Origin of the sequence: Kitasatospora sp. CB02891, from assembly GCF_002803145.1 — a bacterium.
Lineage (GTDB): Bacteria > Actinomycetota > Actinomycetes > Streptomycetales > Streptomycetaceae > Kitasatospora > Kitasatospora griseola.
This window is the reverse complement of sequence record NZ_NNBO01000020.1, coordinates 135,038-151,376: the sequence shown is the minus strand read 5'-3', so window position 1 is coordinate 151,376 and position 16,339 is coordinate 135,038. Positions and strand designations below refer to the sequence as shown.

Here is a 16,339-nt window from a genome sequence, read left to right as displayed (position 1 = left end):
CGCGGCGGCCGGCGGCCCGGTGCCGCGCCGGGTCCGGGCCCTGCTCACCCCCGCCCCGCCGCGCCACCGCCGCACCGTCCGCACGCTGGCCGCGCTCGCCCTGGCCGGCTGCCTGGCCGCCACCGCGGTCACCACCGCGGAGGCCGGCCACGACCTCCACCGGGCCGTCGAGACCGCCCAGGGCGAGCGCCCCGCACAGCACCGCTGACCGGGCGGAACCGACCAGTCTGCACCGGCGCCCGCCGCGTGCACGACATCTTCTGCCCGGCTCGGCGTGTCCACGTCGACCGGCCTACGCTGACAGCCGACGTCGAGACGGGGGTACCCATGCAGCACGGCACCAGGAGCCCCCGCCCGCCCGCACGCGCGCACGCCCGGGCCTACGACCGGACCATGGCCGGCGAGCGGCCCGCCCCCGACGACCACCCGGTCCGCCCGGAGATCGAGGACTCCTGGGCCCGGCTGCGCCGCCTCGGCATGGACCCGGAACGCCCCCGCGAGACCCACCGGGTGGCGCCCGCCGAACTGGAGGAGCTGCGCCGCGCCACCGGCCTGGCCGCGGTGCTGCCGGTGCTCCGCTCCACCCTCTTCATGCCCGGCGACGCCACGCCGCTGGTGCTCGCGGTCTCCGACCCGAAGGCCCGGATCCTGTGGATGGACGGCGAGCAGCGGCTGCGCCGCGCCGTGGACGCGATCGGCTTGGAACAGGGCGCGCTCTGGTCCGAGGACGAGGTCGGCACCAACGCCATCGGCCTGGCCGCCCGCACCGCCCGGCCCGCCCAGGTGCACTCCGCCGAGCACTACCTGCGCAGCCACCACAGCTGGTCCTGCTTCGGCGCGCCGATCCGCGACCCGCGCACCGGCCGCCCGGCCGGCGTGGTCGACCTCAGCGGCCCGGCCGTCGGCGACCACCACTACCTGCGGCAGCTCGCGCTGACCGCCGCCCGCCTCGCCGAGACCGAGCTGCGCGCCGCCCACCTGGAGGCACTGCACCACCTGCGCACCGTCGCGGTGCCGCTGCTGGCCCGCTTCGGCGGCCCCGCCCTGGTCGTCGACCCGGCCGGCTGGACGGCCGCCGCGGTCGGCGTCCCCGCCCCGCCCCGGCTGGCCCTGCCCGCGGAGAACTGGGAAGGCAGCAGCGTGCACTGGGTGCCGACGCTCGGCGAGTGCACGGTGGAGCCGCTGGCCGACGGCTGGCTGATCCGCCCGTCCGCGCCGCAGCCCGCCGGCCCCGCCGCGCACTCCGGCCCCGGCTTGGTCGAACTGGACCTGCGCCGCACCGACCGGCCGGAACTCCGGGTCAGCGGCAGCGCCGGCTGCTGGTCGCACACCCCGAGCCCCCGGCACACCGAACTGCTCCTGATGCTGGGCCTGCACCGGGACGGCCTGAGCGCCGCCGAACTCGCCGAGGCGCTGTTCGCCGACCCCGGCCGCACCGTCACCGTGCGCGCCGAACTCTCCCGCCTCCGCCGACACCTGGGCCCGCTCCTGGAGGCCCGGCCGTACCGCCTGTCCGCCTGCGCCCAGGTGACGGTGCACGGCCCGGACGACCCCTACGACCTGCTCCCCGGCTCGGCCTCCCCGGCCGTCCGCGCCCTGCGGGCCGACCTGGCCCACGGCGTGCTGCGCCTGCCGACGGCCCCCGCGGCGGCGCGGCCCTAAAGCGGGCCGGACCCGCCCTGGGCCAGCAGCCGCGTCAACTCCTCGTCGCTGGGCAGCACTTCGGCCTCCCGGCCGTCCGGAACGAGCCGGTAGGTGCGCTCCAGCCAGGCCTTCACCTGCGGCCGGGACACCTCCAGCAGCGCGCTGCCGTACGGGGACTCCAGCGCCACGTGCAGGGTGAGCCCGTGGCACGGGCAGTGGGTGGGCCACAGCTTGACGTCGCCCTGGCCGCTGAGCGAGTCCAGGCCGTCGCGCAGCAGCTCGCGGGAGAACACCCAGTCCGCCTCGTCGGGTCGGCCGACGTGGAAGGTCAGGCGCACCTCGTACGGCGCGGCCGCGTCGTAGCGGAACCGGGTGCGCACCTCGCCGAGCTGCTCCTCGTCCAGCGCGATCCGCAGCACCAGCACCTCCTCCACCGCACGGGGCTCGGCGGCCACGGCCTGCTCGCCGCCGGTGGGGGCGGCGGCGAGCGGCTGGTCGGACGGGGCGGACAGCGGATCGCGCGGCATGACGGTCTCTCCGAGGCGTGCTGGGTCTGCGCCCAGCCTGGCCCCGCGCACCGGCGCCTGCAACGGTTGCAGGGGGTTGCACACGCACTTTCGAACGGCCTGTTCCGGCCGTCCGCCGCCCCCGGACCGCAACGTCCCGATTCGCACCCCGGTTCGGTCCGGGGATCTGGCGGTCCGTCAGTCCGCTGATATTCTCGTCCCTCACGCGCCGTTCGCCCGGGCACCCCGGCGACACCGGGTGCGGCACCGGGTGCGGCGTCGCGTTCGGACCGGACGTCGGACGCGGACCAGACCCAGGAAGGGGAGCCCGGTGGCGCTCCGCGAGCACTCCCGGTCCGTCACCGCGGGCCGGACCGGACGGCACGGCCGGCCCCGGCCCTTCGGCGGTCGACTCCGGCTGCCCACCATCCGGTTCTCCGGCGCGGCGATGGCGATGTCCACCGTGGTCGGGATCAGCCTGGCCACCACCTGGCTCCTGAACGAGCAGCAGCAGATCGGCCGCCGCCCGGGCGTGACCGTCGGCGGCCCGCCCGTGCCCAGCCCCGACGCCTCCGCACCGACCGCCGACGCCACCCCCGTCGAGGAGCCCGTCGGCACCCAGGCCGTCCCGGTCCCCGCGCTCGGCACCGCGACGGCCTCCCCGCTCCCCGGCCCGACCCGCACCGCCGCCCGCCCGGCCGTCGCGACGAGCCGTCCGGCGGCCCCGACGCCCTCGCCCTCGTTCAGCAGCCCCGCCGCGCCCACCCCGTCCGCGTCGCCGTCCCCGTCCGTGAGCGACAGCGGCACGCCGCTCGCCCCGTCCCCCTCCGTCCCGCCGCGCCCCGAACCGGACCCCACCCTGCCCCAACCGCTCAGCGGCACGGCCCGGGTGGACGCACTGGGCCGCACCGGCACCCGGCACGTCGTGCAGCTCCGACTCGACGAGACGATGACGGCCCTCCAGGTCGAGTTCCGCCTCACCCGCCCGGCCGCCCTCCCCGGCACCGTCCCCGCCACCGACCTCCCGGGCGCGGTCGCCACCGTCGCCCTGGAACGCGACACCCTGATCTACCGCTTCACCACCCCCTCCGACCAGCCGCTCCCCCCGGGCACCTACACCTTCACCGTCACCGGGGCGATCGCCGCCCCCACCCCCGCCACCCCCGAGACCTGGACCGCCTCCGCCTTCGCCCTCCCCACCACCCGCGCAGTCGCGGCCCGCGGCAGCTTCTGACCCTCCGGGGGCTCCTGGGGTCACCCCCAGCCAGGCAGCTGAGAGGTGCCCCAGGAACCCCTGTGGTTACGCCCTACTCGAAGGCCGCCCGCACCGCACGAGTGCGTCGCAGGTCGTCGGTGCAGTCCGCCAGGTTGCGGCGCAGCGAGGGCGTCAACTCCGGTGCAGCGAGAGCCTGTTCCGCGGCGCTCAGCACCGCGGGGGTGGCGTGGGCGACGGGGTAGAGGGTCTCGCCGAGCAGTCGGGAGATGATGTCGCCGCGCCGGGCGGCCTCGCCGATCCGTTCGAAGTAGCGCAGCGCGTACGCGCCCATCTCGTCGTCGGAGCCGGAGGTCCAGAACCCGCGGGCGGTGGCCTCCAGCACGCGGTTGGACATCGCGTCGGGCGTGAACAGGTCCTGCCAGGCCGCGGCCTTGGCCGCGCTCCCGGGGAGGGCGGCCCGGCAGCGCGCGGCGCCGAACTCGGCCTCGGTGCCGGGTTCGCGGGCGAGCTCGGCGGCGATCTGCGGTTCGTCGAGTTCGCCGAGCGAGGCCAGTCGGGCCAGGCCCGCCCAGCGCAGCTCGGGGCCGATCTCCAGCCCGGCGGGAACGCTCTCGCCGGTCAGCCAGCCGCGCAGTTCGGCGAGCTGCGGTTCGCCGCCGGAGGTCTCGACCGCGGCGCGCAGGGCGGCCAGCCGGATGCCGTCGCTGCTGTCGCCGGCGAGCAGGGCGCGGGCGGTACGGCTGATCGCGGCGAGGCCTTCGGTGCGGCGGGCGCCGGTCAGGTGGCGGCCGACGACGTGGACGTGGGCGAAGGTGAGCACCGCTTCGACGATGGAGTCGACGCTCTCGGCGGGCAGGTGGCGTTCCATCAGGCCGAGGTAGGCGGCCGGGTCGAGTTCGGCGTCCCGGACCAGGTCGCGGGCGTGGGCCCAGAGCACGGCGCGGGTGACGTCGTCCTCGACGGCGGACAGCGATTCGGTGACGAGCCGCCAGGAGTGCGCGTCCAGGCGGATCTTGGCCCAGGTGAGGTCGCCGTCATTGGGGACGACCAGCTGGGCGCCGGCCTCGACCAGGGCGGGCACGGCGACCCGGCGGCCGGGGCCGAGCTCGACGGCGACGCGGCCGGCGGGGACGACGCGGCCGCCCTCGATCCGGTAGCCGCCGACCTCGATCAGGTGCGGACGCTCGCCCTCGTTGACCACGGTGAGCGCGGTCGGGGCGCCGTCGGCGGCACGCTCGGTCTCGACCCGCAGGGTGTCGACGCCGCTGGTGCGCAGCCAGCTCTCGGCCCAGCCGTGCACGTCGCGGCCGCTGGCGGCGGCGAGCGCGGCCAGGAAGTCGGGCAGTTCGGCGTTGCCGTACAGGTGGTCGGCGAAGTAGGCGTTGAGGCCGGCGAAGAACGCCTCGTCGCCGAGCCAGGCGACCAGCTGGCGCAGCGCGGACGCGCCCTTGGCGTAGGAGATGCCGTCGAAGTTGACCATGGCTTCGGCGACCGAGCGGGTGCCGTTGCCGGCCACCGGGTGGGTGGAGGCGCGCTGGTCGGCGTCGTAGCCCCAGCCCTTGCGCTGCACGGAGAAGCCGGTCCAGGTGCCGGTGAAGCGGGTGGATTCGGCGGCGATCCGGTAGCCGAGCATCTCGGCGAACGACTCGTTCAGCCACAGGTCGTCCCACCAGCGCATGGTGACCAGGTCGCCGAACCACATGTGGGCCATCTCGTGGCAGACCACCATGGCGCGGCGCTCGTGCTCGGCCTCGGTGGCCGGGGAGCGGAACAGCATCTCGTCGCGGAAGACGACGCAGCCGGGGTTCTCCATCGCGCCCCAGTTGAACTCGGGCACGAACGCCTGGTGGTACTCGCCGAACGGGTAGCGCTCGTCGAAGAGTTCGTGCAGCCGGTCGAAGGAGGCGGCGGTCACCTCGAACAGCTCGGGCGCCTCGCGGTCGAGTTCGGCGGCCAGCGAGCGGCGGGCGTGCAGGCCGAGCGGGATGCCGTCGTGCTCGCCGTACACCGAGTGCAGCGGGCCGGCGACCACGGTGAACAGGTAGGTGGAGATCGGCTTGGTGGCGACGAACTCCCACTGGCCGCCGTCGGACTCGACCGGTGCGCCGTTGGAGACCAGCGTCCAGTCGTCGGGGGCGGTGGCGGTGAGGGTGATCGGGGCCTTCAGGTCCGGCTGGTCGAAGCAGGCGAAGACCTTGGCCGCCAGGTCGGGGCCGCAGGTGGCGTACAGGTAGACGGCGTCGTCGGCGGGGTCGGTGTAGCGGTGCAGCCCCTCGCCGGTGCGCGAGTAGCGCATCTCGGCGTCGATGAGCAGCTCGTTCTCGGCGTGCAGGCCGGGCAGCGCGAGTCGGTTGCCGTCCAGGGCGGTCACGTCCAGCGGCTGCCCGTTCAGGACGGCGCGGTGCAGGGCGGCCGGTTCCAGGTCGACGAAGCTGTCGCTGCCGGGCTCGGCGCACCCGAACCGGATCACGGTGGTGCTGCCGAACCGCTCGGGTCCGCGGGTCAGGTCGAGGTGGACGGTGTAGCCGCGGACCTCCAACAGGCGGGCACGGACAGTTGCTTCGGCTCGTTGCAGTGCTGGCATGACTGCATGCTCGCCGAGCCCGGCCGGGCCGGGCAAGCGGGTTGGACCCGGATTCGCTGGCGGCGTACCCGGGGCGGCCGGGAGGTTTGGCTAGGGTGTGTCGCGGCGGCGAGTCGAGGAGGAGCACGTGACGTCTGTTCTGGTGCAGGGCGGCAATGCGCCGCTCGGTGCGGGCCGGGTCGTGGTGGAGGTCACCGCGCCCAAGCAGCTGGACGTGTCCGGGCTGCTGCTCGCCCAGTCCGGCAAGGTCCGTTCGGATGCCGACTTCGTCTTCTTCAACGCCCCGAACGGCCCTGGCGTGACGCACCGGCCGGCCGCCGGCGGCGCCCCCGACGCGATCGCCGTCGACACCGCGGCGGTGCCCGCGGACATCACCCGGATCGTGGTCACCGCCTCGCTGGACGACCGGCAGGCGACCTTCGCCGGCACCGAGCCGACCGCGACCGTCCGGGACGCCGACAGCGGCCGCGCGCTGTTCACCTTCACCCCGCCCCGGCTGGGGGTGGAGACCGCCCTGGTGGTGGTCGAGGTGTACCGGCGCGGCGCCGAGTGGAAGATCCGCGCCGTCGGCCAGGGCTACGCCAACGGCCTGGCCGGCATCGCCGGCGACTTCGGCGTCTCCGTCGAGGACGCGCCCCCGGCCCCGCCCGCCGCGCCGCCGGTGCCCGCCGCCCCGCCGATGCCGTCCGGGTCGCCGGCCGTCGGCAAGATCACCCTCGACAAGGGCCGGGTGAACCTGGTCAAGGGCGGCTCGGTCTCGCTGGAGAAGGCCGGGAAGCCGTTCCTCGCCGCGGTCCGGATGGGCCTGGGCTGGGAGCCCGCCGCGCACGGCCGGGGCATCGACCTGGACGCGTCGGTGATCGCCTTCGACGCCCGGCGCGAGAAGGTCGACACCGCCTGGTTCATGAAGCTGTCGGTCTTCAACGGCGCGATCGCGCACTCCGGCGACAACCTGACCGGCAAGGGCGGCGGCGACGACGAGTCCATCACCGTCCACCTGGAGGGCCTGCCCGCCGAGGTCTGCGGCCTGGTGTTCGTCGTCAACTCCTTCTCCGGTCAGAAGTTCACCGACGTGAAGAACGCCTACTGCCGGCTGGTCGACGCCGCCACCGGCGAGGAACTCGTCCGCTTCGACCTCACCCACGCCGAGCCCCGCACCGGCGTCGCCATGTGCAAGCTGGTCCGCCAGTTCTCCGGCGAGTGGGTGATGACCGCGCTCGGCGAGTACGTCGACGCCAAGACCGCCCGCTCCATGGTCAAGCCTGCCGCCGCGATGCTCTGAACCGCTCCCGCAACCCGCCCCCGCCGACTACCGTCTCCCCCAACACGGCAACGACCGACCTGTTGGGCACGGCTGTTCGCGGGGGGCTTCGAATGAGCAACCAGATCGTCAAGGCGCTGGAGCACGGGGCGCAGAAGCTCGGCAGGACGCTGGCCGAGGACGCCGGGAAGGCGTTGAAGAACTTCTACCGGCACGCGGGCGACAACCTGAAGAAGGTCGCCAGGAACACCCGGGAGATCGAGGCCAAGCACGCCAAGGACCTGGAGAAGATCTTCAAGGGCGGCGGCAAGGGCGGCCCGGCGCACCCCCGTTCGGGCGGCGGGCGGCCCGGCCGGCGCGGCGACTCGCATCCGAAGGGGCGCGGCCGCGACCAGGTGAAGAGCCCGCGCACGGAGGGCCGCGACCACGGCTCCCGCAAGTGTCCGGGCGAGCCGGTCGACATCGCCACGGGGCGGATGTTCATCGACCAGGTGGACGCCGCCCTGCCCGGTTCGCTGCCGCTGGAGTTCACCCGCAGCTTCGAGTCGGGTCTGCTGACGGGCCGTTGGATGGGCCCGAAGTGGATCTGCGCGTTCGACGAGCGCCTGGAGATCGACGAGCAGGGCGTCGTCCACATCCGCCCCGACCGGATCACCCAGGCCTACCCCCACCCCGAGCCCGGCGACCCGGTCCACGCCTCGGCCGGCTCCCGCCGCGAACTCGACCTGGCAGACGGCCTGTTCACGATCACCGACCCCTCGACCGGCCTGGTCCGCACGTTCACCCCCACCCCGGCCGGCGACGAGGCCCTGCTCACCGAGGTCCGCGACCGCCACGGCCGCCACTACGCCCTCGCCTACGACGAGGACGGCGTCCCCCTCTCGATCACCCACTCCGGCGGCTACCGGCTCCTGGTCACCGTCGACGGCGACCGCATCACCGCCCTGCGCCTCGCAGGCGCCTCCGACACCGGCGGCGACGCCCTGCTCACCCGCTACGGCTACACCGACGGCCACCTCACCGCCGTCTACAACTCCAGCGGCAAGGCGATGCGCTTCACCAACGACGCCGCCGGCCGCCTCACCTCCTGGACCGACCGCAACGACTCCCAGTACCGCTACGCCTACGACGCCCACGACCGCGTCACCGACGAAGGCGGCACCACCGGCGCCCTCCGCTTCTCCTTCGCCTACGGCGACCCCGACCCCGTCACCGGCCTCAGGACCCACACCGAGACCAACGCCCTCGGCCACACCACCGCCTACCTGATCAACGACCACGCCCAGGTCACCGCCGTCACCGACCCCCTCGGCCACACCACCCACTACGAACGCGACGACCACGACCGCCTCCTCGCCGAGACCGACCCCCTCGGCCGCACCACCCGCTACACGTACGACGGCGCCGGGGACCTCGTCTCGATCACCCGCCCCGACGGGCGGCAGTCCACGGCGCAGTACGGCGACCTCCTCGGCCTGCCGGTCCGGATCACCGAACCCGGCGGCGCCACCTGGCACCAGCGCTACGACGAGAACGGGCTGCGCACCGCCCTGGCCGGCCCGTCCGGCGGCGAGACCCGCTACGCGTACGACGAGCGCGGCCACCTGGCCTCGGTCACCGACGCGCTCGGCCACACCACCCGGGTGCGGTGCGACCCGGCCGGCCTGCCGGTCGAGGTCGTCGACCCCACCGGCGCGGCGGTCCGCTACGGGCGGGACGCCTTCGGGCGGGTCGTGGCCATCACCGACCCGCTCGGCGGCGCCGTCCGCTCACGCTGGACGGTCGAGGGCCACCTGGCCGAGCGGACCGGGACGGACGGCAGCACCGAACGGTGGACGTACGACGGCGAGGGCAACTGCCTCACCCACACCGACCAGCTGGGCCGGGTCACCGCCTTCGAGTACACCCACTTCGAGACCCTCGCCGCCCGCACCGGCCCCGACGGGGCCCGCGTCGAGTTCGCCCACGACGCCCACATGCAGCTGGCGGCGGTCACCGACGCGCTCGGCCGGAGCTGGCACTACGCGTACGACGCGGCGGGCCGGGTGGTCGGCGAACGCGACTACCAGGGGCGCTCGTTGACGTACCGGCTGGACGCGGCGGGCCAGGTGCTCGCCGTCACCGACCCGCTCGGCCAGGTCACCGAGTACGCCTACGACCGGATCGGCCGCCTGGTCGGCAGGACCGTCGGCGACCGCCGGACGACCTACGCCTACAACGAGTCGGGCCACCTGGTGCGCGCGGAGAACCCCGACGCGACGGTCCTGCGCACCGTGGACGCGCTCGGCAACCTCCTCTCCGAGACGGTCGACGGCCGCACCCTGACCATCACCCGCGACCTGCTCGGCCGGCGCACCGGCCGGACCACGCCCTCCGGCCACCTCGGCGCCTGGACGTACGACGGCGCCGGCCGGGCGACCGCGCTGACCACCCCGGACGGCAGCCTCGCGTTCGACTACGACCCGGCCGGGCGCGAGACCCGGCGGACCGTCGGACAGCAGCTGGAGCTGTCCCGCACCTGGGACTCCCGGCACCGGCTGGCCGGCCAGTCCGCCCGGGCCGGCGGCCGCGTCCTCCAGCGGCGCAGCTACGACTACCGCGCGGACGGCGCCCTCGCCGCCGTCGACGACCTGCTCGGCGGCGCCCGCACCTTCGAGCTCGACCCGGGCGGGCGGGTCACCGCCGTCCGCGCGGCCGACTGGGAGGAGTCGTACGCCTACAACCCGGCCGGCGACCTCGTCTCCGCGCACTGGCCGGGCACCGGCGCCGTCCGGGCCGCGGTCGGGGAGCGGACGTACGCGGGCACCCAGGTCGTCACCGCGGGCCGGACCGGCTACGAGTACGACGCCGCGGGGCGCACCACGGTGCGGCGCGTCACCCGGCTGTCCCGCAAGCCCGACACCTGGCGCTACACCTGGGACGCCGAGGACCGGCTGACCGGGGTGACCACCCCGGACGGAACGCGCTGGCGCTACCGCTACGACCCGTTCGGCCGCCGCACCGCCAAGGAGCGGCTGGCGGCCGACGGCACGGTCGACGAGCGCACCGACTTCACCTGGGACGGCTCGGTGCTCGCCGAGCAGACCACCCGCGCCCCGTACCTGCCGGGCCCGCACACCCTCAGCTGGGAGCACAGCGGCCTGCACCCGCTCACCCAGACCGAGTCCATCAGCACGGCAGAGCAGACCGACCGCCGGTTCTTCGCCATCGTCACCGACCTGGTCGGCACGCCCACCGAGCTGATCGACCCGGCCACCGGGTCCATCGCCTGGCGCGCCACCCCGACGCTCTGGGGCCACACCAGCTGGCCCTCCGACAGCAGCACCTACACGCCGCTGCGCTTCCCCGGCCAGTACTTCGACCCGGAGACCCGGCTCCACTACAACGTCCACCGGTACTACAACCCGGAGACCGCACGGTATCTGACGCCGGATCCGCTCGGCCTGATCCCCGGCCCGAACCCGGACGCCTACGTCGGGAACCCGCAGATCTCCTGCGACCCGCTCGGCCTGTCGCCCCACCAGGACCACTCGGGCCCGCCGAAGGGCGAGCACAGCAATCCCTTCGAGACCCGCGAGGCGGCCGAGCGGGAGGCCTTCAAGCTGGCCGGCGTCCCGTACGGCGAGGAGCCGATCGCGCAGTGGAAGGTGGTCGGCGACAAGACCTACAAGAACATGCCGGGGCACGTCTACTCCAACGATCCCACGCACTGGGGCAACTTCCGCCAGTTCGAGACCGAGCACGGGTCCCGGGTGGTCGTCGAGCACACCGACGACCCGGCCGGACTGCACTTCCACGCCGGCAAGCCCAAGGGCGACGACACCCGGGAACTGGTCAACTTCGGCTGGGACAACACGCCCAAGGGGTACACCGAGATGGAGCGCTACGGGAAGATCAACAAGCCCGGCGGCGACCACCACCTCTTCTACCGGAAGAAGTGACCCCGCCGCCTCGCGTCCGGTGACCGCTACGATCCCGGCATGCCGTTCCCGGCCCGCGCGGCCGGGTGCGGCGACCACCGTCTCTTCGCATCGGAGGAACTGATGTCGGCCTCTCCCGAGGGATCTCCCGAGGAGTCGAGGACGCTCCTGCTGGAGCGCGCCGGTCTCACCGTCCTGGGCGCGCCGGACGAGGCCGGCCTGCCCGCCCCGGGCGAGGTCTGGAAGTCGGTCGCCGGGTTCCTCGTCGAGCCCGACGCCACCGTCCCGGTCTCGGCGCCCGACTGGGCCGAGCAGGTCGACGCCCGCTGGCTCGAACTCGCCCGCGACTCCGGCCTGATCGCCCCCGACGGCACGTTCCTGATCCACGTCGGCGGCCGCGGCCTGGGCCGCCTCGGCTGGGCCGTGGTCCGCTGGTCCGCCGGCGCGCGCCTCGCCGCCACCCTGACCGACGGCCCGCAGCAGCCCGAGTTCGTCACCATGGCCCGCGACGCCCACACCTCCTGCGGCGTGACGACCGAGGAGTACGACATCTGGCTGGTCCGAACGGACGACGGGGCCCGCGGAGTCGATCCGCAGGCCCCGTCGGGGAGTTGACGATCCGTCAGCCGCGGGTGGCCATCGCCCGCAGGAAGAAGGTCAGGTTCGCCGGGCGCTCCGCCAGACGACGCATGAAATATCCATACCATTCCTGCCCGTAGGGCAGGTAGACGCGCATGGTGTTGCCGGCCTCGGCCAGGCGCAGCTGCTCCTCGGGGCGGATGCCGAACAGCATCTGGTACTCGAAGGAGGTGACGTCGCGGCGGTTCCACTCGGCCAGCTGGCCCGCGATCTTGATCATGTTGGGGTCGTGCGAGGCCACCATCGGGTAGCCCTGACCGGCCATCAGGACCTTCAGCGCGCGGACGTACGCCAGGTCGACGTCGTGCTTGCCCTGGAAGGCGACCGACTCGGGCTCCTTGTAGGCGCCCTTGCAGATCCGGACCCGGGAGCCCTCGTGCGCCAGGTCGCGGCAGTCGGCCTCGGTGCGGCGCAGGTACGCCTGCAGGACGACGCCGAGCCACGGGAAGTCCTCGCGCAGCTCGCGGGCGATGGACAGGGTGGAGTCGGTGGTGGTGTGGTCCTCCATGTCGAGGGTCACCGTGGTGCCGGCGTCCGCGGCGGCCTGGCAGATCCGGCGGGCGTTCTCCAGCGCGATCTTCTCGCCGTCCACCGGCAGGAACTGGCCCACCGCGGAGAGCTTGACCGAGACCTCGGCGTCGGCGGCGAGGCCGGTCTCCTTGAGGGCGGTCAGCAGGTGCTCGTACGCCAGGGCGGTGCCCGCGGCCTGGGCGGCGTCCTTGGTGTCCTCACCGAGGTGGTCGAGGGTGACCTTGCGGCCGCTGTTGACCAGCGTCTCGGTCGCGGTCACACCCTGGTCGAGGCGGTCGCCGGCGACGAAGCGCTCGACTATCGCGTGGGTGGGCGGGAACTTCTCGACCATGGTGCGCACCTGCGGGGAGCGCGAGGCGGCGAGGAGGGCGGAACGGAGCATCGGGGACTCCCGGATCACGGATCAGCTGGTGGGGAGAGGTGGCGGGGCGGCCGGGGTGGCGGCCGCCCCGCCGGCGACATGGGGCTTGGTCAGCCCATGTGCGGGTAGCGGTAGTCCGTCGGCGGGACGAACGTCTCCTTGATGGACCGGGTGGACGTCCAGCGCATCAGGTTCTGCTTGGCGCCGGCCTTGTCGTTGGTGCCGGAGGCCCGGCCGCCGCCGAAGGGCTGCTGGCCGACGACGGCGCCGGTCGGCTTGTCGTTGATGTAGAAGTTGCCGGCGGCGTTGCGCAGCACGTGCATGGCGTGCTCCACGGCCTCGCGGTCCTGGGCGATGATCGAGCCGGTCAGGCCGTAGGACGACACCGACTCCATCTGCGCGAGCATCTCGTCGTAGTTCTCGTCCTGGTAGACGTGCACCGAGAGGATCGGGCCGAAGTACTCGTCCTTGAAGTACTCGGCGGACGGGTCCTCGCAGACCAGCACGGTCGGGCGGACGAAGTAGCCCACCGAGTCGTCGTAGGTGCCGCCGGCCAGGATCTCGACCTTCGGGTCGGCCTGGGCGCGGTCGATCGCGGCCTTGTTCTTGGCGAACGAACGCTCGTCGATCACGGCGCCCATGAAGTTCGCCAGGTCGGTGACGTCGCCCATGGTGAGCCACTCGACCTCGTCGCGGAAGTCGTCCTTCAGCTCGGCCCAGATCGAGGCCGGGACGTACGCGCGGGACAGCGCCGAGCACTTCTGGCCCTGGAACTCGAAGGCGCCGCGGGTCATCGCGGTCTTCAGGATCGCCTTGTCGGCGGACGGGTGGGCGACCAGGAAGTCCTTGCCGCCGGTCTCGCCGACGATCCGCGGGTAGGTGCGGTAGTTGGAGATGTTCTCGCCGACCGAGCGCCACAGGTGCTGGAAGGTGGCGGTGGAGCCGGTGAAGTGGATGCCGGCCAGCGCCGGGTGCTTCAGCGCGACCTCGGAGACGTCCAGGCCGTCGCCGGTGACCATGTTGATGACGCCCTTGGGCAGGCCCGCGGCCTCCAGCAGGCGCATCAGGTAGTGCGCGGCGAACTGCTGCGTCGGGGACGGCTTCCAGATCACCACGTTGCCCATCAGCGCGGGCGCGGTCGGCAGGTTGAGGGCGATCGCGGTGAAGTTGAACGGGGTGATCGCGTAGACGAAGCCCTCCAGCGGGCGGTGGTCCATGCGGTTCCACACGCCGTCCGAGGAGATCGGCTGCTCGGCCAGGATCTGCCGGGCGAAGTGCACGTTGAAGCGCAGGAAGTCGACCAGCTCGCAGGGGGTGTCGATCTCCGCCTGCTGCGCGGTCTTCGACTGGCCGAGCATGGTGGCCGCGGCCAGCGTCTCGCGCCACGGGCCGGCCAGCAGGTCGGCGGCGCGCAGGAAGATCGCGGCGCGCGAGTCGAAGGAGAGCGCCTGCCAGGCCGGGGCCGCGGCCAGCGCGGTGTCGATGGCCTCGCGCGCGTCGTCCTGGGTGGCGTTGCGCAGCGTGCCGAGCCGGGCCGCGTGGTTGTGCGGCTGCACCACGTGGAACTCGGAGCCGCCGCCGAGGCGCTGCTCGCCGTTGATCGTCATGGTGAGCTGGATCGGCCCCTGGCCGCCCAGCTCCTTCAGCTTCGCCTCCAGGCGGACCCGCTCGGGGCTGCCCGGGGCGTAGCTGTGGACCGGCTCGTTGACCGGCGCGGGGACCTGGGTCACAGCATCCATGGCGCACGCTCTCCTTCTCGTCATGGGACTCCGACGGGGTTCACACGTCGGTCGTGAGACGAACGCTATTCCCCGTTCCCGCCGCCGACTGTTGGCCGCGCCGCCAAAGTCCCCCGCTCGCCGTTGTCCGCCCGGACGAACAGCGTCACGTCCCGGTCACGGCCGCCCGAACCTGTCCGGTTCACTAAACTCGTGCCCGGGATGTTGTCCGACCCGACGAAGACCGACGAGGACCGACGAAGCCCGACCGAGCCCGGACGAAGGACCCGCACATGAACGGCCTGCCGCTGCGCCAGCTGCTGATGTCGCTCGGCGAACCCCTGGTCGAACTCCAGGCCGCGCCCGCCGGCCTGGACGTCCCGGTCCGCCACGTCGCCATCCTCGACCCGGAGGACCCGCCGACCGCCGCCCCCGGCGAACTCGTCCTCGCCATCGGCGCCCGCGGCCGCGCCGCCCTCCCCGCCCTGCGGGCCGCCGGCCGCGCCCGGGCCGCCGCCGTCGCCGTCAAACTCGACGGCCCGGGCCAGGCCGACGCCCTGCGCGAGGCCGCCACCGAAGCCGGCGTCGCCCTGCTGTCGGTGCGCCGCGAAACCCGCTGGGAACACCTCGACTCGCTCGCCCGCACCCTGCTCACCGGCCCGGACAGCGCCGAACCCGGCGAGGCCGACACCGGCGACCTGTTCACGCTCGCCCAGACCGTGGCCGTCCTCACCGGCGGCATCGTCTCCATCGAGGACACCTCCAGCCGGGTGCTGGCCTACTCCCGCACCTCCGACTCCGACGAGGTCGACGACCTGCGCCGGCTCTCCATCCTGGGCCGCCAGGGGCCCGAGCCGTACCTCGCCAAGCTCCGTGAGTGGGGCGTCTTCTCGCACCTGCGCGGCTCCGACGGCGCGATCGAGATCGCCGCCCACCCCGAACTCGGCATCCGCCGCCGCCTCGCCATCGCGATCCGCTCCGGCGCGCAGCCCCTCGGCACCATCTGGGTCCAGGAGGGCGCCCGCCCGCTCACCCCCACCGCCGACCGCGCCCTGGTCGGCGCCGCCCGCGTCGCCGCCGGCCAACTGGTGCGCCGCCGCCGCGAGTTGTCCGCCGACGCCCGACTCACCCAGACCCTGCTCACCGGCCTGCTCGAAGGCTCCACCGGCCCCCAGTCGCTCGCCACCCACCTCGGCCTCGACCTGCGCCGCCCCGCCACCGTCCTGGCCTACGCCCCGGCCGCCACCGCCGAACGCGACGCCGAACTCTCCCGCGACGAGGTCACCGGCCTGATCTCCGTCCACACCGCCGCCCGCCACCGCGGCGCCCTGCTCGCCCCGGTCGACTCCCGCATCTACGTCCTGCTCCCCGAACTCCCGCCCGGCCTCCCCCAGGCCACCCTCCGCGACTGGGCCCAGGAGACCGTCGACGCCGCCCGCACCCACCTCGCCATCCCGCTCCGCGCCGCCATCGGCCCGACCGTCCCCGCCCTCACCGACGTCCCCGCCTCCCGCGCCCAGGCCGACCGCATCCTCGACGCGATGGGCCGCGGCGGCGTCGTCCCGGACGTCGCCGCCCTGCACGACGTCCAGGCCGAGGTCCTGGTCTCCGAAGTCCTGGCCCTCCTCCACGACCGCCCCGAACTCCGCGACCCCCGCCTCACCGCCCTCACCACCTACGACGCCCGCCACCACACCCGCCTCGCCGAATCCGTCCTCGCCTACCTCGACGCCCTCGGCGAAGTCCGCACCGCGGCCGACACCCTCCACATCCACCCCAACACCTTGAGGTACCGGGTCCGGCGGGCCGAACAGTTGACGGGCCTGGACCTGGCCCAACCCCAGCAACGCCTCCTGGCCATGCTCCAGTTGAGGCTCACCGAATCCTGACCGGCCGCAGGCCGAACTCTCCTCCCCGCAGAAGTCCCGCGCCCCGACAGGGGCGCGGGGAACTGCGCGA

Annotated in this window: 10 protein-coding genes and 1 pseudogene; 7 read left to right on the top strand and 4 right to left on the bottom strand. The window is 73.9% G+C overall.

Translation table 11 applies throughout. The features are described 5' to 3' along the window. Window positions 1-208 (top strand): annotated as a pseudogene (locus CG736_RS32655) (M56 family peptidase); the annotation flags it as partial. 119 nt (window positions 209-327) lie between these two features. Continuing rightward, entirely contained in the window at window positions 328-1,662 is a 1,335-nt protein-coding gene (locus CG736_RS32650) for a GAF domain-containing protein (protein ID WP_100589731.1), read from the top strand. On the opposite strand, the gene CG736_RS32645 is transcribed toward CG736_RS32650, so the two are convergent. Beyond that, entirely contained in the window at window positions 1,659-2,171 is a 513-nt protein-coding gene (locus tag CG736_RS32645) for an SsgA family sporulation/cell division regulator (protein WP_100589730.1), read from the bottom strand. The genes CG736_RS32650 and CG736_RS32645 overlap by 4 nt on opposite strands. 310 nt (window positions 2,172-2,481) lie before the next feature. Between CG736_RS32645 and CG736_RS32640 the strand changes: the two genes are divergently transcribed. Next, window positions 2,482-3,384, top strand: a complete 903-nt coding sequence (locus CG736_RS32640; protein ID WP_100589729.1) for a hypothetical protein — start codon at window positions 2,482-2,484, stop codon at window positions 3,382-3,384. Between the two features lie 73 nt (window positions 3,385-3,457). Here CG736_RS32640 and pepN read toward each other — a convergent pair whose 3' ends face one another. Then, window positions 3,458-5,950: an aminopeptidase N gene (gene pepN / locus CG736_RS32635; RefSeq protein ID WP_100589728.1), complete on the bottom strand. Its 2,493-nt coding sequence runs from the start codon at window positions 5,948-5,950 to the stop codon at window positions 3,458-3,460. A gap of 139 nt (window positions 5,951-6,089) precedes the next feature. Here pepN and CG736_RS32630 point away from each other — a divergent pair, with 139 nt between their 5' ends. From CG736_RS32630 to CG736_RS32620, 3 genes are all read left to right on the top strand, one after another. Next, window positions 6,090-7,232 carry a TerD family protein gene (locus tag CG736_RS32630; protein WP_198520690.1) on the top strand — a complete coding sequence of 381 codons (1,143 nt, stop codon included), beginning with the start codon at window positions 6,090-6,092 and terminating at the stop codon, window positions 7,230-7,232. A gap of 92 nt (window positions 7,233-7,324) precedes the next feature. Continuing rightward, the gene (locus tag CG736_RS32625) at window positions 7,325-11,152 is read left to right on the top strand and encodes a DUF6531 domain-containing protein (RefSeq protein ID WP_100589726.1); all 3,828 of its coding nucleotides are present in this window, start codon (window positions 7,325-7,327) and stop codon (window positions 11,150-11,152) included. Window positions 11,153-11,254: 102 nt separating this feature from the next. Next, entirely contained in the window at window positions 11,255-11,746 is a 492-nt protein-coding gene (locus CG736_RS32620; protein WP_157815824.1) for a hypothetical protein, read from the top strand. Between the two features lie 7 nt (window positions 11,747-11,753). On the opposite strand, the gene CG736_RS32615 is transcribed toward CG736_RS32620, so the two are convergent. Together CG736_RS32615 and pruA are read right to left on the bottom strand one after the other, a co-directional pair. Next, window positions 11,754-12,683 (bottom strand): proline dehydrogenase family protein, encoded by a 930-nt coding sequence (locus tag CG736_RS32615; protein WP_043910038.1) that lies wholly within the window; start codon window positions 12,681-12,683, stop codon window positions 11,754-11,756. Between the two features lie 89 nt (window positions 12,684-12,772). Continuing rightward, entirely contained in the window at window positions 12,773-14,401 is a 1,629-nt protein-coding gene (gene pruA / locus CG736_RS32610; protein ID WP_100589724.1) for an L-glutamate gamma-semialdehyde dehydrogenase, read from the bottom strand. A 272-nt stretch (window positions 14,402-14,673) separates the two neighbouring features. Between pruA and CG736_RS32605 the strand changes: the two genes are divergently transcribed. Next, a complete protein-coding gene (locus tag CG736_RS32605) occupies window positions 14,674-16,269 on the top strand; it encodes a CdaR family transcriptional regulator (protein WP_100589723.1) in 1,596 nt (531 codons plus the stop codon). The last annotated feature ends 70 nt before the right edge of the window (window positions 16,270-16,339 follow it).

Coding starts and splice junctions, on each gene's coding strand:
- CG736_RS32650 (WP_100589731.1), top strand. CDS start 328: ATGCAGCACGGCACCAGGAGCCCCCGCCCGCCCGCACGCGCGCACGCC.
- CG736_RS32645 (WP_100589730.1), bottom strand. CDS start 2,171: ATGCCGCGCGATCCGCTGTCCGCCCCGTCCGACCAGCCGCTCGCCGCC.
- pepN (WP_100589728.1), bottom strand. CDS start 5,950: ATGCCAGCACTGCAACGAGCCGAAGCAACTGTCCGTGCCCGCCTGTTG.
- CG736_RS32625 (WP_100589726.1), top strand. CDS start 7,325: ATGAGCAACCAGATCGTCAAGGCGCTGGAGCACGGGGCGCAGAAGCTC.
- CG736_RS32620 (WP_157815824.1), top strand. CDS start 11,255: ATGTCGGCCTCTCCCGAGGGATCTCCCGAGGAGTCGAGGACGCTCCTG.
- CG736_RS32615 (WP_043910038.1), bottom strand. CDS start 12,683: ATGCTCCGTTCCGCCCTCCTCGCCGCCTCGCGCTCCCCGCAGGTGCGC.
- pruA (WP_100589724.1), bottom strand. CDS start 14,401: ATGGATGCTGTGACCCAGGTCCCCGCGCCGGTCAACGAGCCGGTCCAC.
- CG736_RS32605 (WP_100589723.1), top strand. CDS start 14,674: ATGAACGGCCTGCCGCTGCGCCAGCTGCTGATGTCGCTCGGCGAACCC.